The 19,266-nt window shown below is 66.3% G+C and carries 15 protein-coding genes, 1 tRNA gene and 1 pseudogene; 10 read left to right on the forward strand and 7 right to left on the reverse strand.

Annotated elements, in window-relative coordinates:
• Positions 1–11 precede the first annotated feature (11 nt).
• Positions 12–1,073, forward strand: coding sequence for a glycosyltransferase (locus VM054_09345; protein ID HUT99266.1), 1,062 nt, complete (start codon positions 12–14; stop codon positions 1,071–1,073).
• A 2-nt stretch (positions 1,074–1,075) separates the two neighbouring features.
• Positions 1,076–2,137: a glycosyltransferase gene (locus VM054_09350; GenBank protein ID HUT99267.1), complete on the forward strand. Its 1,062-nt coding sequence runs from the start codon at positions 1,076–1,078 to the stop codon at positions 2,135–2,137.
• A 95-nt stretch (positions 2,138–2,232) separates the two neighbouring features.
• Here the strand turns inward: VM054_09350 and VM054_09355 are convergent, their stop codons facing one another.
• Positions 2,233–3,027 carry a hypothetical protein gene (locus VM054_09355; protein HUT99268.1) on the reverse strand — a complete coding sequence of 265 codons (795 nt, stop codon included), beginning with the start codon at positions 3,025–3,027 and terminating at the stop codon, positions 2,233–2,235.
• Between VM054_09355 and VM054_09360 the strand changes: the two genes are divergently transcribed.
• Both VM054_09360 and VM054_09365 read left to right on the forward strand, forming a co-directional pair.
• A complete protein-coding gene (locus VM054_09360) occupies positions 3,026–5,380 on the forward strand; it encodes a hypothetical protein (protein HUT99269.1) in 2,355 nt (784 codons plus the stop codon). The two genes, VM054_09355 and VM054_09360, sit on opposite strands and share 2 nt — an antisense overlap.
• Positions 5,377–6,246: a radical SAM protein gene (locus VM054_09365; protein ID HUT99270.1), complete on the forward strand. Its 870-nt coding sequence runs from the start codon at positions 5,377–5,379 to the stop codon at positions 6,244–6,246. Before VM054_09360 ends, VM054_09365 begins: the two co-directional genes overlap by 4 nt.
• Before the next feature lie 128 nt (positions 6,247–6,374).
• Here the strand turns inward: VM054_09365 and VM054_09370 are convergent, their stop codons facing one another.
• Both VM054_09370 and VM054_09375 read right to left on the reverse strand, forming a co-directional pair.
• A complete protein-coding gene (locus tag VM054_09370; GenBank protein HUT99271.1) occupies positions 6,375–7,166 on the reverse strand; it encodes a hypothetical protein in 792 nt (263 codons plus the stop codon).
• A gap of 93 nt (positions 7,167–7,259) precedes the next feature.
• On the reverse strand, positions 7,260–8,048 hold the full coding sequence (locus VM054_09375) for a hypothetical protein (protein HUT99272.1): 789 nt from the start codon (positions 8,046–8,048) through the stop codon (positions 7,260–7,262).
• A 176-nt stretch (positions 8,049–8,224) separates the two neighbouring features.
• Between VM054_09375 and ispE the strand changes: the two genes are divergently transcribed.
• The 3 genes and pseudogenes from ispE (at position 8,225) to VM054_09390 (ending at position 9,687) form a co-directional block, all read left to right on the forward strand.
• Positions 8,225–9,106 (forward strand): 4-(cytidine 5'-diphospho)-2-C-methyl-D-erythritol kinase, encoded by an 882-nt coding sequence (ispE, locus tag VM054_09380; protein ID HUT99273.1) that lies wholly within the window; start codon positions 8,225–8,227, stop codon positions 9,104–9,106.
• A 28-nt stretch (positions 9,107–9,134) separates the two neighbouring features.
• Positions 9,135–9,374, forward strand: a pseudogene (locus VM054_09385) (SpoVG family protein).
• A 239-nt stretch (positions 9,375–9,613) separates the two neighbouring features.
• A tRNA-Gln gene (locus VM054_09390) sits at positions 9,614–9,687 on the forward strand.
• A gap of 260 nt (positions 9,688–9,947) precedes the next feature.
• Here VM054_09390 and VM054_09395 read toward each other — a convergent pair.
• Entirely contained in the window at positions 9,948–10,832 is an 885-nt protein-coding gene (locus VM054_09395) for a hypothetical protein (GenBank protein ID HUT99274.1), read from the reverse strand.
• A 249-nt stretch (positions 10,833–11,081) separates the two neighbouring features.
• Here VM054_09395 and VM054_09400 point away from each other — a divergent pair, with 249 nt between their 5' ends.
• From VM054_09400 to purC, 3 genes are all read left to right on the forward strand, one after another.
• Positions 11,082–12,290, forward strand: a complete 1,209-nt coding sequence (locus VM054_09400; GenBank protein ID HUT99275.1) for a trypsin-like peptidase domain-containing protein — start codon at positions 11,082–11,084, stop codon at positions 12,288–12,290.
• A gap of 138 nt (positions 12,291–12,428) precedes the next feature.
• Positions 12,429–13,724 carry an adenylosuccinate lyase gene (gene purB, locus VM054_09405; protein ID HUT99276.1) on the forward strand — a complete coding sequence of 432 codons (1,296 nt, stop codon included), beginning with the start codon at positions 12,429–12,431 and terminating at the stop codon, positions 13,722–13,724.
• Positions 13,725–13,759: 35 nt separating this feature from the next.
• Positions 13,760–14,467: a phosphoribosylaminoimidazolesuccinocarboxamide synthase gene (gene purC / locus VM054_09410; protein HUT99277.1), complete on the forward strand. Its 708-nt coding sequence runs from the start codon at positions 13,760–13,762 to the stop codon at positions 14,465–14,467.
• A 116-nt stretch (positions 14,468–14,583) separates the two neighbouring features.
• Here the strand turns inward: purC and VM054_09415 are convergent, their stop codons facing one another.
• The 3 genes from VM054_09415 to recG all read right to left on the reverse strand — a co-directional run bounded on the left by VM054_09415 (position 14,584) and on the right by recG (position 19,227).
• Complete coding sequence (locus VM054_09415; GenBank protein ID HUT99278.1) at positions 14,584–15,609, reverse strand: tRNA-dihydrouridine synthase; 1,026 nt, start codon at positions 15,607–15,609, stop codon at positions 14,584–14,586.
• Between the two features lie 63 nt (positions 15,610–15,672).
• The gene (locus VM054_09420) at positions 15,673–16,773 is read right to left on the reverse strand and encodes a hypothetical protein (protein ID HUT99279.1); all 1,101 of its coding nucleotides are present in this window, start codon (positions 16,771–16,773) and stop codon (positions 15,673–15,675) included.
• 87 nt (positions 16,774–16,860) lie between these two features.
• A complete protein-coding gene (gene recG / locus VM054_09425; protein ID HUT99280.1) occupies positions 16,861–19,227 on the reverse strand; it encodes an ATP-dependent DNA helicase RecG in 2,367 nt (788 codons plus the stop codon).
• Positions 19,228–19,266 lie beyond the last annotated feature (39 nt).

Consider the following 19,266-nt stretch of genomic DNA (forward strand, 5'->3'; position numbering starts at 1 on the left):
GACCCTGGTATATGGCCGGCGCGGAGAAGCAGCTCTCCAACGTCGCCAGCCGCGCGGCGAAGGCGGGGTGGAGGGTGGAGATACTGGTTCTCGGCGACCAATGGGAAGAAACGCTCCTCCCGATAGCCGAGCCCTGCCCCGTGACGACCCTGCCGAACCGTCCCCGGGGGTTGGCCCGGCTCCGGGCCCTGGCACAGAAGTTGGAACGGGAAGACTGGCCGCTCGTGGCGGGCCAGCTCTTCTCGGGAAACCTCTACGCCGTGGCCGCGGCCCGCAAGACGGGGAGGAAGGCGCTCGTCTTCGAGGGGGGGCTGGAGCCCTGGAAGCGCTGGTATCACCTGACTGCCTGCCGGTGGTACTGGAGGAGGGCGGAGCTGATCGAGGTCAACTCCCGGGCGGTGGGGGAAATGGTTCTCTCGCGGGGCGGTCCGGAGCCCAAGCTCCGAATCATCTACAACGGCATAGAAGCCGGGCGACCAGTGACCGATGACGAGCGCAGGGAAGCCAGGCGGAAGCTCGGGGTGAGCTCGGGACCGGTGGTGGTGATGGTGGCCAACCTCCGGCACCCCAAGGACCCCCAGACCCTGGTGAAAGCGACCGCTCGCTTGAAAAACGCATACCCCGGAATCCGGACCCTCCTCGCCGGAAAAGGCCACCTCCGCCCCGCGGTCGAGGAGCTCGTACGAGAGCTGGGACTCGGGGAAGAGGTGCGGCTTCTCGGTCGGACCTACGACGTGATGTGCGTGCTGGCCGCGGCGGACGTTTTCTGCCATTCGAGCCTCTCCGAGGGACTTCCCAACGCGGTGATCGAGGCTCAGGCCGCCGGAATCCCCTGTGTCGTTTCGAGGGCCGGGGGGAGCACGGAACTCATTACGGATGGCGACCGGGGGTTGGTTTTTGAGATAGGTGACGTGGACGGCTGCGCCGCGGCCATCTCCCGCTTGCTGGAAGACCCCGGGGAGGCCCGACGGATGGCCGAAAATTCCCGCGACTGGGTCGTCCGGGAGCTCTCCTTCGAGCGGAACCTGGAACTGCACCGCCGTCTGTACGAGGAAGCCCTGGGCATCTCGTAAAAATGCGTCTTTTTCTCATCACCCCCCACCTCATCGCCGGCGGCGCCGAACGGGACACCATCGCGCTGGCGGGCGGGCTCGTACACCGCGGGCACCGGGTGACCCTGGTCTCGCACGGCGGCGCGCTCTCCCCCGAGGCCAAAGACTGCGGAGTGGAGGTCGTGGAGCTGCGGACGCACAGCCGCACGCCACGGGGCCTCGCGCGGCTGTCCCGGGAACTGGCGGCGTTGATCGCCGAGAGGGGCTGCGACCTGGTCCACACCCAGGCGATTCTGCCGGCGGTCGCGGCGCGGAGGGGCCTCGGGCGAGGGGTGCCGGTCCTGGTGACCATCCACAACCTCCACCGGCGCTGGTCCTACCCCCTGGCGGCGGGGCTGCTCCGGTGGGCCGCCGACCGGGTGCTGTTCGTATCCGATTACGAGCGGCGGAATTTTCGGCGGTGCGGTTTTCCCGACAATCTCGCCCTGACCGTGCAGACCGGCCTGCCGGACGCGTTCTTCGACATCGAGCCCGAGCGGACCGGGGATCGCTTCACCTTCCTGATGCCGGCCCGCATTGACGGACGGAAGGGGCACGACGACCTCCTGCGGGCCGTATCCATTTGCGGAGACGCCCCCTTCGATGTGTGGATCGCCGGCGACGGCCCCGCCCGGCGTTCCCTGGAACGGATGGCCGCCCGTCTCGGCGTGACCGGCCGGGTCAAGTTCCTCGGCTTCCAGCGGGATATGCCGGCGCTGCTCGAGCGCGTGAACGCCCTGGTCCTTCCCAGCCTGCGCGAGTCGCTGCCGCTTTCCCTGCGCGAGGGTTTCGCCGCCGGGCTCCCGGCGGTCGCCACCGCCGTGGGCGGGATTCCCGAGCTCGTCGAGCACGGCCGGACGGGATTGTTGGTCCCCCGCCGCGACCACCGGAGGCTGGCCCGGGCGATGAGATGCCTCGCCGTCAGACCGGGCCTGGTGGACAGCATGGGCGAAACCGCCCGGCGGACCGCCGAACGTCGCTGGAGGTTGAAGGGATACCTGGATCAGCTGGAAATGGTGTACCGGGAACTGCTGGAGGGTCGGTGAGCCTTTACGAGTGGGCGCTTCTGGTCGGAGGGGTGGTGCTTCTATCCCTGGCGAATTACCGCTTTTACTTCGGTGGCCGGCGTTTTAGTTACGTGCTATTCGTTCTGGCCTCGGCGTTCTTCGTCGGCAGCTTCCTCCTGGCCGGGCTGGTGCGGGAGGATTACAACGCCGCGCTGACGCTGATGCTCATCTACCTCGCGGTCTACGTCGTCGAGCGGGTCGGCTTTATCCTGCTCACGGGCTTTCTGCGCAAGCGCGCCGCGAAGGGTCACGAGGACGAGGGGGACCAGACCGGCCAGAGCGGCGATTAACCAGGGTCCGGTCGAAGACAGCCCCTCCACGGACACACCGCAATCGAAGGTGTTAAACAGGGCGGTGAAGAGCACCGCGGCCGGCCAGAAGCTCCCCGCCGCCCAGGTCAGCATCCCCGCCAGACCGGCCGACACGACGCCGCGGGTCGTGGGCACGACGGCGAGCACCGCCAGCGCCCCCCAGATGATTCTCCCCATGAAACCGCCCGAGTCGAGAAAAACGGGCAGAAAGCGGTAGGCGAAATAGGCCACTCCCGCCGCGGCCACCGCATTGGAGACCCAGACCCAGACATCCGCCCAGCCTGCGGGAGCTTTCAGCTCGGGGAAGAGGAAGAACACCGCGACGGCGACCGCGCCCGCGACGAGAAGCTGCCGGTAGAGGCTCGCCCCCGATTCGGCGGGAATCCGATTGAGTCTGATCCAGACCAGGGGCGCGACGATGCCGACCGCGACGAAGGCGATCAGCCGGTAAAAAAGCTCGTAGGCCACGTTGGCTCCGCCCAGCCAGTGGGTCGCGGCCAGGAGAACGTAGGCGGTCACCAGGCCCAGGGCGTAAAAAAGACGTATCCTCGACGACATGACGTCACCTCGGCTTCACAAAATTATATGGGTCATCCTCCTGCTGGTCAAGCCGGCCGGGGCGGATGCCTGGTCCGAGGCCCAGTCCGCCGCCGGCTCCGGGGATTACGCGGAGGCGGTCGGTATTCTGACCCGGGCCGTGGACGCGGGTGAGGTCCGCCCGGACAATCTGGGCCGGTGCGAGACCCAGATTTTCCTCTGGCGCCGGGAGCTGGGCGAGGGGCGGCAGGCTCTGGAGAGGCTTTTCGAGCTGCCCGATCGGGCGACGGGCGGACTGGACTCCGCCGCCCTGGCCCTGGGGGATTATTTCGCGCAGGCCCCCGCCGACCTCCATCTCTGGTTCGAGGCCGCGGAGAGCCGCGCCGCATGGAACGTCGTGGCGGACGTGCTGGCGAAGCGCCTCCTGGAAAAAAACGCCTTCGAAGCCGCCGCCCGGGTGGCCGGTTCCCAGCCCACCCGGTGCCGGAGCGTGCTCGACGACCTGACCCGCCGACCGGAAATCGCCGCGCTCGCCCTGGCCTCTTACGGGGGAGACCCCTACGGCTTCGACCTAGGCACCTGGAAGGTCTGGCTCCGCCTGACCGAATCCGCCCGGGGACCCGAGGTCGCGGTAACCGAGGCCCTGCGGAAGGTCGCGCTCGACCCGTACCGGGTGGATTTTCGCTGCGAGGCGAGTGAGCGGCTGCGCGGTCTGGGCCGCGCCGACGAGGCCCTCGGGCTCTGGGAGGGCCGGGACGGCTCCCGGGACGACCGGGTGTACGTCGAGCGGGGGGAGTGTCTCTACGCCCTGGGGCGCGTGGAAGAGGCGCTGGAAAACTGGCGGGCCAAGCTGGATCGGGCCGACCTGAGGCCGGGTGACGTGCGGACGGTGGCGCGAATTTTCTCCGACCACGGGCTCAACGAAGAGGCGCTCCGGTTGCTGGAAAACCCGCCCACCGGCGATTTGGCGGATTACAGTCGGGACGTCGTCCGGCTCCTCTTCGCCCTCGGGCGCTACCGGGATGCCGCCGAAACCTGTGTCGAGGCCATTTCCCGGGAGGGTCCCGGCTCATGGGCCGTCGGGTTTTTCGGAAATTTCGGTGCGACGGAAGAGACGGCGCTCGTCGCCCTGGACACCCTCGAGGGCCGCGATGAGCCGGTGTTCGGCCGCATCCGCCTGGGCATCGCCCTCTCGCCCTGGGCGCTGGGCACCGTGGAGGACGGTCCCGGGCCCCTGCCCCACCCCTGGGCACAGGGAAGACCGAGGCTAGTGCTGGATGAACGTGCCCATCGGATCGTCGAGGACGAAATCCGCTCCTTGACCGCCTTCTTCGCCGAGCACGCCGACATCACCCCCTGGCTGACCGGCGCGGGCGGAATCCTCCCCCTCGAGGTGGTGAAAGCCCTGGGACAGGTCGGGCTCCCGGAAGCGGCGCTGGAATCCGCCCTGCGACTGGCCTCCCTGGAGGGACTGACCGCCGACGCCCGGGGAGCGCTCGCGTCCGCCGGCCTGTCCTTCGCCTGCGCCTCCAACCTGAGCGCCCGCGGTATCGAGCCGGATAAAATCCTCGCCCTGAACCCCGCCGACCGTGAACTGACGTGGCGAACGGCCCTCTTCCTCCTGCGCGGCGGCCGGCCCGCCGAGGCGGAGGAACTGCTTGAGGAACTGACCGAAGGATACGGTTACGGTCCCGACGAGGAACAGCTCCTCGCCGCCCGCATCGAGGCCGCCCTACTCCGGGGCGAGCCGGAACGGGCCTGGAAGCTCTCCGGACGGACACCGGACGACCTCGTCGAGCCGACCGACCCGGAGCTCCACTACCAGTTGACACTTCTCCAACTCACGCGCCTGGCGGAAAGGCTCGAGGGGGACCCGTCCTTCGATCCGGCGCCGGTCATGGATTGGGTCCGGCGGTATATCGCGCGGAACGGGGACGACCCGCGGGCCACGGACCTCTTACGCCTGCTCCTGGCCTCGGGCTTCGCCGAGAGTTTTGAGGAAAAGGGGGCGTTCACCGACCTGGTGGAGGCCTATCTGGCCGGCATCCGGTGTGATTCGTCCGCGGAGGGACGTTGCCTTCGGGAAGCCCTGGCCGCCGGCGGTCCGCTGGGGGACGAGGCGGCCGTCCAACTGGCCGACCTCCTGGCCGGGGAGGGGGATTACGCCTCGGCCCGCGACGTTCTCGCGGACGTCATCGCCGCCGCCACCGAGGGCACGGGCGATCGGGCGTTGGCTCTGGCGGCCTGGCTCGACGCCGATTTTCTCGAGGACACCGAGGGCGCGACGGGTGACCTGACCGCGCTGATCAGCGACTACCCCGGGTCGGTGCTGCTTGAGTACGCCCGCCGCGGCCTGGCCGTCCTGAACCGATGACTGAGCGCAACGGCGCGTCGCTCCGACGTCTCGACGAGATTTACCGGAGCTGCGCCCTCTGCCCCCGGGCATGCGGGGTGGACCGGACGGCGGGGGAGAGGGGGTCCTGCGGCGTGGGACCGGTGCCGCCGGTCACCTCCGCCGGTCCCCACTTCGGAGAGGAGCCGGAGCTGGTCGGGGGCGGCGGTTCGGGGACCATCTTCTTCGGCGGCTGCAACCTCCACTGCCTCTTCTGCCAGAACGCCGACATCAGCCAGCGCGCGGTGGGGAGACCCGCGGGGCCCGAGGAACTGGCCCGATTGATGCTCACCCTGGAGGGGATGGACTGCCAGAACGTGAACCTGGTGACGCCGACCCACCTCGCCCCCCCGCTGGCCCGGGCGGTGAGCCTCGCCCGGGGGATGGGCCTGCGGGTGCCGCTGGTCTGGAACTGCGGGGGGTACGAGAGTCGGGAGGTCATCGCCCTGCTGGACGGTTTGGTTGAGATTTACATGCCCGACTTCAAGTACGGCCCCGACGCTCCCGCCGGGGAGCTCTCGGGGGCGCCGGACTACTTCGAGAAATGCTCCGAGGTTCTTTGCGAGATGCAGCGCCAGGTGGGGGTCCTGGAGACCGACGACCGCGGCGTAGCCCGGAAGGGGCTTTTAATCCGCCACCTGGTCCTCCCGGGCGGACTGGCCGACTCCCGGGGCGTCCTGCGGTTCATCGCCGAACTATCCACCGAAAGCTACGTCAACGTCATGGACCAGTACCGCCCCTGCCACCGGGTGGGTGAGTACGGGGGCCTGAACCGGCGGCCGACCGCCGGCGAGGTGGAGGATGTCCGGGGGTACGCGCGGGGGCTGGGTCTTCACCGCGGATTTTGAAGACGCACCAAACCGGTCAAAAAAGAGGCCCCACGGTCTCCCCTTTTTATGACCTCCCAGGTGTTTTTTCTTCTTTCTTAAAAAAGGGAGGCCCCACGGCCTCCCCTCATTCAATCAAAACCGGCGGATCACTGCGCGAAGACGCTCTTGAGGCTGCCCCAGGTTACCTCAGCCACACCCGATACGTTGTCGGTGAGGAAGTTCATCATGTTCTTGAACATGTTGACCGTAACGGGCGTTTGTGACATACGCCACCATTCGGCGGCGTCACGGTTGCCGTTCCAGTACACCACGATGCCGCCTAGGGGCGGAACCACCTCCGTGACGAGGATTTTCGCCGGTCCCACGCCGTGGTCGCCGGTAACGGTGACGGCCACCGCGTACGTCACCGGCAGCTTCGGTTCGGCCATGTCGTGGTCGGAGGCATAGGCTATGATATCGTAGGTTCCGTCGTAAAAACCGGCCTCGCCGTCGGCGACCCAGTTGTTCGGATTGGTGACGGTGAACTGTTCGCAGAAGGGGCAGTCGCCGTAGATTGCGGAGCCGACCAGTTCGGCCATCAGCGGGTCGTTGGGGCTGCCCAGGGAATCCTCCCCGGTCACCACCAGGAAGTTGCCCTCGCCGACCCACTTCTGCATGACCTGGTACTCGCTTTCCAGGATGGCCCGGTTGTCGTTGTACCAGAGGATGATGTCGTAATCCAAGAGGAATCTTAAATCCGCCGATTTATTCATAATCCAGTTGTTGTGCCAGTGATCGAAACTGATGCCCATGTCGGTGAGGACCTGCTCCACACTGTCCAGATTGTTGTTGTCGTCGGGCATGCCGTAATCGGGGGAGGAGTCGTCCAGGAGTAAAAGATTGTAAGCCGACGCACCGAGGACCATCGCGAAGCAAAGAGTGATAGCGGTAAGTTTCATCTCTCGTCCCCCCGATCAGAGGTTACTTTTTGTTGAAAAAATCTAATCCCGAGAAAAACAGAACATACCGGAGATATTGTACACCAACCAGGGTTACGGTGTAAACACTCCCTTAATCCCGCCCCAGCTCATCTCCTGAACGGGCACCAGGGCGACGAAGTAATCCATCATGTTCCGGAACATGTTGACCGTCTCGGGCGACTGGGTAAAACGCCACCACTCGATGGAATCCCAGTTTCCGTTCCAGTAGACGATTATCCCCCCGTTGCCCACGCCCTCGGTGAGCAGAATCTTCGCCGGTCCCATGACGTGACCGGTGAATGAGGTGGCGATTTTTCGCGTGCCGGGCGCCGGCTGGGCCCAGTCGTGGTCCGCGCCATCGGGGAGGATGTCGTAGCTACCGGAGAAATAACCCCAATCCCCGTCCATGATGAAGTTGTCCGATTCACCGACGGTGAAGGAATCGCAGAAGGGGTAGTCACCGCAGGTCGAAGAGCCCACCAGTTGGGCCATGATGGGGTCGTTGGGGTTCCCCAGGGAGTCGTAGCCGGTGACGATGAGGATGTTGCCCTCCTCGACCCAGGCGTGAACCGCGTCGTACTCGGTCTGGTCTATGGCCCGGTTGTCGTTGTACCAGATAATGATCCGGTAGTCGTTCAGAAAATCGAGATCGGCGGTGATACCCGGATAGCGGAGTCGGTCGTTCCACTCGTGGTCGAAGGGGATGCCCATGTTTGTTAAAATATTCTCAACTCGGTCCAGATTGACGATGTTTGGATACCCATCAGGTCCGTCCTGGATGTTGTCGTCTACAAGCAGGACATCCACCGCCCCCGCCGCGGTGAAACCGAGGAAGAGCAACGCTAGAAGCATCCGTTTCATGACTCGCCCCCTTCCCTCAGCCTCCGGCAGACCGTTTCCACCCCTGAAACCGCCGGGGCGCGTCGGGAAACCTGGTTGATTCCTCCAAGCCATTTTAAATATAGCACCGGAGTTCCTCTGCGTCAAGAAAATGTACGGCTTGACTAATCGGGGCGCCCCATGCAGAATCCGAACAGATGGACGAGACTCGGTCTTTACTTCTCAGATGCCCCGCCAAGGTCAACCTCGGTCTCGCCGTTCTCGGTCGGCGCGACGACGGCTACCACGACGTGGAAACAATCCTGGCGGCCATCTCCCTGGGGGACAACCTGACCGTGCACCGGGCGGACCGGCTCTCACTCGCGGTACACGGTCAGCCGGGCGTCCCGACCGACCGGCGCAACCTGGTTTGGCGGGCCGCCGAAGCCTTCGCCGCGGCCACCGGAACCACGCCGGATACGCGGATCGAGATATCCAAGCATATCCCCCCCGGAAGCGGGCTGGGTGGCGGATCCAGCGACACCGCGGGGACCCTGGCGGCCCTGAACCGGCTCCACGGCGACCCCCTCGACCGGGAGCGGCTGCACGGGCTGGCCGCCGGGCTTGGGGCCGACGTGCCGTTCTTTCTGGAGGGGGGAATCGCGTTGGCCGAGGGGCGCGGCGAGCGGTTGACGAGGCTCGCGCAAAAGAAAATCCACATCGTCCTGGCCTTCCCCAAGGCCGCCGTTTCGACGGCCTGGGCCTACAAGCAGCTCACGGAGGAGGATTTCGCAAAACTCCCCCGGGAGGAAATCGAGGGCTGGCTCTCGGGCGGAGCCTCGCCGCCGGAGCTGCCCAACGCATTCTCCACCAAAATCATCCGCTTCTTCCACGAAATCGGCCGCACTCTGGACGCCCTCCGCGCCAGCGGCCTGAAACCGGTCAGCCTGTCCGGCTCCGGGGCCTGCTGCTTCGGCGTCGCCCGGGATGAAAAAGAGGCTTTTCAGCTCACCAGCGAGCTGGAATCGAGAGGAATAGCCTCGATTCCGACGGAAGTTATTGACAAAGGCGTCTCGATGGTCGAAAATAAAATAGCCTGAAGCTTTGTCACCCACGAGGAGGCAAATTGTGGAAATCACCGAGGTGAGGGTCAGCCTGCGCGATGAGGAAAAGCTAAAGGCTTACGCCTCCATCGTATTCGACAACTGTTTCATCGTCAAAGACCTGCGCGTCATTGACGGCAACGACCGTCTCTGGGTGGCCATGCCGAACAAGAAGCGCCGCGATGGTACGCGTCGCGACGTCTGCCACCCCCTGAACGCCGAGACGCGGTCCAAGATCGAGGAAGCGGTTTTGGCGAAGTACGATGAGCTCATGCGGGAGGGCCTCTACGACAGTTCCCCCGAAGCCGGAGGAACCGAGGTCCCCTCCGAGGTCCCCTCCGAGGTCCCCTCCGAGGACCCCTCCGAGGACCCCCCCGAGGAGTTCGAAGAAGGCGAAGCATAGCCTCAGCGTTCACGCACGGAACGAACGACCGTTCAACGGCAGCCGTCCGACGCACCAGCCCCGCACCCGGCCGTCGGGGAAGGGGTGATCCGGAATAGCCCTGGGGCGTCGACAAGCGGTAAGTCAACGGCCTTTGGAGCCGTCATCGTAGGTTCGAATCCTACCGCCCCAGCCAGGGGATTGGAAAATCGTCCCGATCGGGATAGAAAAAGCCGTGCCGAACGGCTTTTTCCACTTCTTTAAAATCCCCCCGACCACGACAATACGTAAAAAACCGGGGCCGCCGACCCCGGTAAACCTCGTTCGCGCCCATACCCTACCTGTGACGCGTCGGCCCGAAAGCCATAGTCGGGCACTCATGAGGACAACAAATCTTTTTCGCGCCTGTACTCTTTTTATCGGACCCAACCCGGAACCCGGACCCGAAAGATAAGCTCAGGGGAAACGGGTCAGGACGACGCCGGTCAGGGCGTCCACCACGAACTCGGTGAAAGCGGCCTCGTCGTCGGGGTTCATCCGCACGGCGAGCCTCTGAAAGATCCGGTAGGTGACGTTGTTGAGCCAGGGGTCACCGAGATTCTCCGGGTCGCCCTGGTGCACGAGGAAGATGCGGAAAAGCTCCCACCGGCTCTTTTCCTTATCACTCCGGTCGTCGGAGGCCCACGCGGCCTCCAGAGCGGCGGGGGAATCCACGGCGGGACGGCCCAGGGCGAGTCTCGCCGAACCCAGGGGCCAGTTCGCGAAATCGTCGGCGGGCAAATCCGGGGGGGAATCCTCCTGAACCGCCGGTTGGGCCCCCGTGCTGAGCGCCACGCGCAGAATCCGCTTCAGCCCGTTGGAGTAGAAGGCGACCACCCATTCCCGGCTCCGGCCCCCCGAGGGCTCATCGCCGGAGGCGGCGGCGTAGGCAATTGCGTCGTGGGACCAGCCGCGTCCCAGCGGTTCGGCAAGATCGAGGGCCTCCAGGACGGTCCAGTCGTCCTTCGCGTAGAGCTCGACCAGCCCGCCGGTCGCCCGTTCAAAGAACCCGCGGAACCCGTCCTTCCACGCCAGCTCGCCCGCGGTTCCGTCCGACACCAGCTCGACCTCGGCCACGTCCTCCCGCACCCCGGTCACCTCGAGGAGGCTGCCCGGCGGCAGCGGGGTCTCACCGGTGGAGGTTTTCAACATGGAGGAGATGCCCGGCTTGAGCTGAACCACGTCGCCGACCCGGGGTGGCTGGAGGTGGGGGGGCGGGGCGGTGCGCTGGCACTGAAAAATCTCACCGAAGACGACCAGAAGAAGAAAGCCGACGCCGACGACACTCAGGATGGACCACATCAGTAACCTCTGACTCCGACTCGCCATCGCCGCACCGGCCTTTTCACTTAACGCGGGGTTTCGACATCCGTACATATATTACCCCAGATGACCGGGTAAGGCAAGTTGTAATGAAAAGGGAACTTATCCCTTCCTAACGCGTGGGGCGCGGAACAAAGCGATTCGGTGTAACGTATAAGCGGAATGTAAGCGCGTATTCAACACGGTACCGCGGGACTTGCGCGCAAGGCCCGCGGGGGAGGTACATCCATGCGGTACACGCTCTTTTTAACCCTTCTCACGATCTTTCTCGTGCAGCCCGGATGCGCCGGGGAAGAGACCCCGTCGGTCGAGCTGGCGCTGAGCGACACCGATTCCGCGGCGGTCGAGTCCAACGACGCGCGCATCACCGCCGAGCGCGGCAACGCCATCACCGAGGCCACCCGGATCGCCGCCCCCTCCGTCGTCACCATCTCGACCATCACCCGCATCACCGAGCGCGTGTACGACCCGGGGAGCGACCCTTTCTTCAACGACCCCTTCTTCGAGGAATTCTTCGGGCGCCATTTCGGTCCCTCCCGCTCCGAGGGGCCCTCCTACCGGGAGCGTGAGATCCCCGGCATGGGCTCCGGCTTCATCATCTCACCCGACGGATACGTCCTCACCGCGGAGCACGTGGTCCACTCCGCCGACGAGATAGAGATCACCCTCTCCGACGGGCGGAGCTTCCCCGGCGAGGTCGTCGGCCGTGATCCCTACACCGACACCGCCGTGGTCCGCATCACCGGCGGCGAGAATCTGCCGATCGCCCTCCTGGGCGACTCGGACCACCTGGAGGTCGGCCAGTGGGCCATCGCCATCGGCAACCCCTTCGGCTTCATCGTGAAGGACCCGCAACCGACGGTGACCGTGGGTGTGGTCAGCGCCACGAACCGCACCATGCGCTACCAGCTCGCCACCGGCGAGGTGCGGGTCTTCGAGGGTCTGATCCAGACCGACGCCGCCATCAACCCGGGCAACTCCGGCGGCGCCCTGGTCAACTCCCTCGGCGAGGTGATAGGCATCAACTCCTCGATTCTCTCCACCTCGGGGGGCAACCAGGGCATCGGCTTCGCCATCCCCATCAACGCCGCCCGGGAGGTGGCCCAGGAGATAATCCGCTACGGCGGCGTCCGCCGTTCCTACATCGGCTTCTACCTCCAGGACGTGACCCCCAGCATCGCCCAGGCAATGGGGCTCCGCTCGACGGACGGCGCCCTCGTCACCCAGGTGGACAAGGGCTCCCCGGCGGAGGAGGCGGGTCTGGAGCCCGGCGACATCGTCCTTTCGTACAACACCGAGCCGATAACCGGGGTGGACGGGTTCAACGAGCAGTTCCAGCGGAGCGCCCCGGGGGACGACGTGGTACTGGTCGTTCAGCGCGAGGGTAGGCAGTACCGCGTGGCCCTGGTCATCGCCGAGCGGGACGAGGAGACGTAACGTTAAAGGCCGGGATTTGAGGTGAAAAGGCGGGTGGAACGACCCGCCTTTTTTCACTGCGGATGGAAAATCTACTTCTCCTTGGCCCTCACCGTCTTGTATGGTAGGATAGGGGTGAGTCGTTTAAAAAGACCGCCCATGATCCACCGGTACGAAATCCCCGAAATCCGGAAAATCTTCTCCGACGAGGGCCGGTTCAACACCTGGCTGGAGGTGGAGCTGGCGGCGGCGGCGGCCATGGCCGAGCTGGGGCTCGTTCCGGCGGAGGCCGTCCGCGTCTGCCGGGAGAGGGCCCGGATAGACCCGAAGCGGATCGAAGAGATCGAGAAAATCACCCGTCACGACGTCATCGCCTTCCTGGAGCACCTCGAGGAGACCGTCGGTCCCGAGGCCCGGCACCTGCACCTGGGGATGACCTCCTCCGACGTGCTGGATACCGCCCTCGCCCTCCAGATAAACCGTGCGCACCGCGTGCTCCTGGACGATCTGGAACAGCTCCTCTCGGCGGTGCGCGAACAAGCCTTGAAGTACAAAGACACCCCGTGCATCGGTCGCAGCCACGGCGTCCACGCCGAACCGACCACCTTCGGCCTCAAGCTCGCCGTCTCCTACGCCCAGTTCAAGCGTGACCACGAGCGGCTCTCCGCGACGGCCGAGGGCCTGCGCGTCGGCCAGATATCCGGGGCGGTCGGCACCTACACCTCGCTCTCCCCGGAAATCGAGGAGCGTACGTGCGCCAAGCTGGGCCTCAAGCCGGCGCCGATCTCCACCCAGATTCTGCAGCGGGACCGCCACGCGGCCTACCTCTCGGCCCTGGCGATTCTGGGGGCGGACCTGGAGCGTCTGGCCCTCGAAATCCGACACCTGCAGAGAACCGAGGTCGCCGAGGCCTTCGAGCCCTTCACCAAGGGGCAGAAGGGCTCCTCGGCCATGCCCCACAAACGGAACCCCATCATCACCGAGCGCGTCGCCGGCATGGCGCGCCTGCTGCGCTCAAACGCCCACGCCGCCCTGGAGAACGTCGCCCTCTGGCACGAGCGGGACATCAGCCACTCCTCCGTGGAGCGGGTGATAATCCCCGACGGCTTCCACCTGGCGGTGTACATGCTGCGCAAGATGGTCTTCGTCGTGCGGGGCCTGGTGGTGGACGAAAAGCGCATGGCGGAGAACCTCGCCCTCACCGGTGGGCTGACGGCCAGCTCCGGCCTGCTGGTCGAGCTGATTCGGGCCGGCCTCGAGCGCAAGGCGGCCTACGAGCTCGTCCAGAGGCACGCCCTGGCCGCCTGGGAGGGGAGGGGCGATTTCAGGACCGCCGTCGAAAGTGACCCCGTAGTCGCCGAAAACCTCGACCGGGAGGTCGTCGAACGCTGCTTCGAACAAAAACCGAGATTCATTGACGTGACTTACCGTCGTCTGGGTATAATAGGGGACTGACTGGAGCTTTATCTTATTCCGAGAAGGGGACCACCATGGCCGAAGAGCGCGTTCTTTACGAGGGCAAGGCCAAGATAACCTACGCCACCGAAGACCCCAACGTCGTGCGCCTCTACTACAAAGACTCGGCCACCGCCTTCGACGGCAAGAAAAAGGGCACCATCAAGGACAAGGGGCCCATCAACAACGCCATCACCGAGGTGTTCTTCAAGCTCCTGGAAGAGGCCGGCGTGGCCACCCACTACATTGACCGCCCGTCGGATCGTGATATGCGCGTCAAGATGCTGCGCATGATACCCCTGGAGATCGTGGTGCGCAACGTGACCGCGGGCTCGCTCTCGAAAAGGATGGGCATCCCAGAGGGCACCGCCCTTTCGAGCACCATCCTCGAGTACTACTACAAGGACGACTCCCTGGGCGACCCGATGCTGTGCGAGAGCCACGTCCACGCGCTCGAAATCTGCTCCAAGGAAAACCTCGCAAAAATCGCCAAGACGGCGTTCAAGGTCAACGAGGTGCTCACCCCCTTCCTCTCCCAGCGGGACATCAAGCTGATAGACTTCAAGCTCGAGTTCGGCTACGACTCCGAGGGCAAAATCCTCCTGGGGGATGAGATAAGCCCCGACTCCTGCCGCTTCTGGGACGCCAAGACCAACGAGAAGATGGACAAGGACCGCTTCCGGCGAGACCTGGGACAGGTGGAAGATTTCTACGCCGAGCTTCTGCGGCGCATCACCTCGTGAGCTGACGGTGGATGAAACGAGGGGTCGTGGGGACCCCGGATAAAACTGCCAACCATAAAGGGACGCCTGCGCGGCGTCCCCTTTTTCATATCAACGGCGACCGGCTTCACGCGGTATCAGAGGGCCAGGGCCTCGTTCAGAAGGCGCTCGAACTCGGCCGAATCGGCGACCACGGCCATCCGGCGACGCAGCTCCCCCGCTCCCTCCACCCCGCGGAGGTAGTGCAGGGCGAAGCGCCGCACCCGGAACATCGCCCGCTTCTCGCCGTAGAAATCGCAGAGCAGCCGCCCGTGCCTGCGCGTCCACCCGACCCGCTCCGGCCAGTCCGCCTCGGGTCCGACCTCCTCCCCCCCCAGCACCTGCGCCATGCGCCGCGCCTGCCAGGGCTCACCGATGAGCGCCCGACCCGCCATCACCGCGTGGCACCCCGTGGATTCCAGCATACGGCGCGCGTCCTCGGGGTTCTTCACGTCGCCGTTGCCGATGACGGGACAACGCACCGCTCCCACGAGCTCGGCGATGGCCGACCAGTCGGAGACGCCGGAGAAACCATCCTCCCACGTGCGGGGATGGAGCGTGAGGGCGGTGATTCCCAGCCCGTCCAGCTCCGTCGCCAGGCGCAGGAAAATCCTCGGGTCCGAGGCGAAGCCCAGGCGCAGCTTGGCGGTGACCGGTAGAGAGGTGGACTCCAGGGTCGCCGACGCAATCTCGACGGCCAGCGGCAGGTCGCGCATGAGTGCCACCCCGTTCCCCGATCGCACGACCTTCTTCGCCGGGCAGCCGAAGTTCAGGTCGAGGGCGTCGTAGCCGCAGAGCTCGACGAACCGGGCAGCGTAGGCGAAGGCTTCCGGGAGGTGGCCGAAGAGCTGGCAGACCACCGGCACGCCCAGGTCGGGGTGCAGGCGGGGGAGGGGGCGGGGCGGATCTCCGGGCCGCCCGGGTTCCGGGGTCAGCATGGCCCGCGTCTTACGGCCCCCCCGGAAAAGCCCGTCGGCGGTGGTCATCTCCGTCCAGAAGGCGCTAATCCCCTCCCCGGCGAGGAGACGGTACCAGGGTACGTCGCTGGTGCCGGCCAGGGGGGCGGAGACGAGCCCGCCGGTAATCCGCTCCCGGAATGTTTTTACGAGGTCCGGTTTGGACATGGGCGTTAAATGGAGGGCAAGGTCCGGGCCCCTTGCCTGTTCAGTACATCGGATTGAATTCGTCTACCCGCCGACGAGCCACCGGATGCTCCGTCCCAGGAACGCCAGCGCCTCGGTCTCGGAGGAGATGTTCTCCCAGGCGAAGGAGAGGAAGACCGAGCGGTGATTCCCGCTCTCGGAGGCCACGCCGCAGACGTCGCCGCGGGTGCGGTTCGTGAAAAGGACCTGCGCCCCGGCGGAGGCGGTGAAGCCGTCGCTCCAGTTCCCCACGATTTGCCTGTCACCGAAGAGGGACAGGGAGAGACCGGCGTTCAGCTCCCCCTCGGGCTCGGCGATGGCCACGAGGGTCTTGGCGTCGGCGCGCCAGTCCTTGACCCCCAACGCCTCCTCCAGGGAACCCGACGAGGCCGTCCCGCTCCGGGAGACCTGGCCCAGGTAGTTCTGGCTCACGAGGAGGAGCCGACCGCCGTCGTCCAGGTACCGCCGCAGCGCCCGGCGGTCGCTCTCGCTCAGGCAGACCTTGAGCGCGTCCAGGCCGGTGAAGTAGATGACCAGCCGGTAAGGTTCCAGCTCGGCGTAGGTGGGGCCGCTGGAGTTGTGGCTGACCACGCGGGTGTCGTAGTTCACCCCGAGCGCGTCCAGCGCCGCGGTGTACCGTTCGTGGACGTCCACCCCGTAGGGGTTGCCGTTGTTCACGCCGTCGTCGTCGTCCACCAGGAGCACCGGCCCGACATCCAGCCCCGAAAGGTCCGGCGGGCCCTTGGGCTCGACGGTGACCGGCGTCTCGACCACCGCGGTCCGCGCCGAGATTTCGAGCACGGCCCGCAGCGGGTCGCGGGCCAGGTAGGCCTTGTACGACCCGGCCGTGGCCGCGGGGTAAACCAGGAAGACGGCGTCCGCGCCGGACTGGTAAAAATTCCCCCCGACGACGTGCCCCACGGGACCGCCCAGACGTCCCCCGCTGTCGAGGTGCGCCGCGCGCGCGATGAGCCCCAGGCTGGCCTCCCCGGCGGTCAGCGAGTCGGACACCTGCACCGTGCACTCCTCGTCCAGGTAGAGCACGACGTAGGTCACGTCCTCCTGGGCGTAGCAGCGGACGTTGGTCACGCGCGCCCCGAAGGCCGCGACCGCCAGCGCGAGAAAGATGAAAACCGCTCTTTTCACCGACTCCCCTTTTTCCAACCATTCTACCAGAAAGGAGACAAGGGGTTTAAACCCCTTGTCCTTTGTCAAGGGCTGATTCGGTCCCGCCTACGCCACGACCCCCAGGTCGCCGGAGCCGTAAACCGATTCCAGGCGCCGTTTGAGCCGGGGGTGTTTTTCCAGCTCCGGGTCGTCCTCGAGCAGGCGCCGGGCCGCTTCCCGGGCCTCCTCGAGCATCCTCCGGTCGGTGACCAGCGTGGCCAGGGCCACGTCGGGCAGACCGTGCTGCCGCGTCCCGAGGAGCTCACCTGGGCCGCGCAGCTCGAGGTCCAGCTCGGCCAGGCGGAAGCCGTCGTCGGTCTCGGTCATCGCCCGCAGGCGCCGTTTGGCCGCGTCGGTCAGCCCCCTCCCCGAGACGAGGTAACAGCGGGCGGAGTGCGGGCTTCTCGCCACCCGGCCCCGGAGCTGGTGCAGCTGCGACAGGCCGAACTGCTGGGCCTCCTCCACCACCATCACCGTGGCGTTGGGCACGTCTATCCCCACCTCCACCACCGTGGTGGCGACCAAGACGTCCAGTTTGCCGGTGGCGAAGGAGCGCATCGTCCTCTCCTTCTCCAAAGAATCCAGGCGACCGTGGACCAGCCCGAGCCTCAACTCGGCCAGGGGGCCCTCCCGGAGTTCGTCGTAGCGCGCGGTGGCGGCGGCGAGGCCTTTTTCCAAAGATTCCTCCACCAGCGGGCAGACGACGAAGGCCTGACGCCCGCGGGCGGCCTCCTCCCGGATGAAATCGAAGGCCTCCCGGGCGTTCCTCCCCGAGAGCCACCGGGTCTCCACGGGGCGGCGACCGGGGGGGAGCTCGTCAATGACCGAGGAATCCAGGTCGCCGTAAACGGTGAGCGCCAGGGAGCGGGGGATGGGTGTGGCCGTCATCACCAGGACGTTGGTCGAGGGCGGGCAGAGCCTGCCGCGTTGGGCCACGCCGAAGCGGTGCTGCTCGTCAACCACGGCCAGACCCAGGCGGGGGAAAACGACTCCCTCCTGGATGAGCGCGGTGGTACCGATGGTTACGCCGGGCTCGCCGGCAGCAATCGCCTCGAGTGCCGGCCTCCGGGCGCGGTCCTTCACGCCGCCCGTGACGAGATGGCAGGGCACGCCGAGCGGATCGAGAACGCGGCGGAAGGTGCGGTGGTGCTGTCGGGCGAGCACCTCGGTGGGCGCCATGAGCGCCGCCTGCCACCCGGCTTCCACCGCCAGGAGCATCGCCAGGAGGGCCACGACCGTCTTCCCCGACCCAACGTCGCCCTGGAGGAGACGGTTCATGGGTCTCGACTGGGCCAGGTCGTGGCGGATGCGTTCCAGGACGCGTTTCTGCGCTCCGGTGAGCTCGAAGCCCAGCTTGTCGAGGGCGCGGCGGACCAACTCGCCCCCGGCCTCGATCCTGCCGCCCGAGGTTTTATCAAGGCGCATCCGCTCGCGCAGGACCGCCAACTGCAAGAGGAACAGGCCGTCGAAGGCCAGGCGCCGGCGGGCTCTCTCGGGGGCGTCGAGGTCGGGCGGGTAGTGGAGGTGCTCGAACGCCTCGGCCAGCCCCGGCAGCCCCCGGGGCGCCCACACCTCTTCGGGAACGTGGTCCTGGAGTTTCGGCAGGTACCGGTCGAGAACGCGGCGGACGAGCGTGCGGAGGTAGCGCTGACCGAGCCCCTCCGTCAGGCCGTAGGTGGGCACGATGCGTCCGAAGGCCAGGGGGTCCTCGCCCGCGTCCAGGAACTCGAAATCGGGGTTGATGAGAGCGCCGCCGTCCTGAGGGCTGACCTTGCCGAAGGCCACCAGGCGGCGGCCGGGCCTGAGCTTTTCCGCCAGGTACAGCGCGTTGAACCAGGTGAGGACGAGGCTCCCGCCCTCTCCGGTCAAAATCGCGCTCAGGCGCGGTTTTCGACCCCTGAAACCGCGGATGAGCTCCACGCTCCTGAGCTCGCCGACCACGGTGACCTCCTCCCCCGCCCGCAGCCGGTCCAGCGGGACCAGGCGCGACCGGTCCTGGTAACCGCGGGGCTCGCAGGCGAAGAGATCGTCCACGGTGAAGAGGCCGAGCCTCTTCAGGCGCTCGTACCGGGCGGGACCGACGCCCTTCTCGTAGAGCAGGGGACGCCCGGCCAGATCGTCCACACTCCACCCATCTTTCGGCAGGGGAGGTTCGGACGGCTTCGGGCACGCCTTTTGCTTCAGATATTCACGCCATTCCCGGGTGAATTTACGCAGGCGGTCCGCCCGCCGGTCGGCGGGCAGGGAATCCAGACCGAGGACGAGATCCCGGCAACGCCCCAGGGCGTCGGAGTCCGATTCCAACTCGTCCAGCCAGCCCAGGAGCCGCGCCCCCAGGTCCGGCATCCGGTCGGCCAGGGCGTATCCGCTCCGCTCGAGGGCCTCCAACGGGCGGGCTATCCGGCGGGCGACGCTTTCAAGTCCGGTCTCCACGCTCCCTAGTCTACCAACCCCGGCGCATCCCGACAATGT

Source organism: bacterium (assembly GCA_035528375.1).
Taxonomy (GTDB): domain Bacteria; phylum RBG-13-66-14; class RBG-13-66-14; order RBG-13-66-14; family RBG-13-66-14; genus RBG-13-66-14.

Coding starts and splice junctions, on each gene's coding strand:
- VM054_09345 (HUT99266.1), top strand. CDS start 12: ATGGCCGGCGCGGAGAAGCAGCTCTCCAACGTCGCCAGCCGCGCGGCG.
- VM054_09350 (HUT99267.1), top strand. CDS start 1,076: ATGCGTCTTTTTCTCATCACCCCCCACCTCATCGCCGGCGGCGCCGAA.
- VM054_09360 (HUT99269.1), top strand. CDS start 3,026: ATGACGTCACCTCGGCTTCACAAAATTATATGGGTCATCCTCCTGCTG.
- VM054_09355 (HUT99268.1), bottom strand. CDS start 3,027: ATGTCGTCGAGGATACGTCTTTTTTACGCCCTGGGCCTGGTGACCGCC.
- VM054_09365 (HUT99270.1), top strand. CDS start 5,377: ATGACTGAGCGCAACGGCGCGTCGCTCCGACGTCTCGACGAGATTTAC.
- VM054_09370 (HUT99271.1), bottom strand. CDS start 7,166: ATGAAACTTACCGCTATCACTCTTTGCTTCGCGATGGTCCTCGGTGCG.
- VM054_09375 (HUT99272.1), bottom strand. CDS start 8,048: ATGAAACGGATGCTTCTAGCGTTGCTCTTCCTCGGTTTCACCGCGGCG.
- ispE (HUT99273.1), top strand. CDS start 8,225: ATGGACGAGACTCGGTCTTTACTTCTCAGATGCCCCGCCAAGGTCAAC.
- VM054_09395 (HUT99274.1), bottom strand. CDS start 10,832: ATGTGGTCCATCCTGAGTGTCGTCGGCGTCGGCTTTCTTCTTCTGGTC.
- VM054_09400 (HUT99275.1), top strand. CDS start 11,082: ATGCGGTACACGCTCTTTTTAACCCTTCTCACGATCTTTCTCGTGCAG.
- purB (HUT99276.1), top strand. CDS start 12,429: ATGATCCACCGGTACGAAATCCCCGAAATCCGGAAAATCTTCTCCGAC.
- purC (HUT99277.1), top strand. CDS start 13,760: ATGGCCGAAGAGCGCGTTCTTTACGAGGGCAAGGCCAAGATAACCTAC.
- VM054_09415 (HUT99278.1), bottom strand. CDS start 15,609: ATGTCCAAACCGGACCTCGTAAAAACATTCCGGGAGCGGATTACCGGC.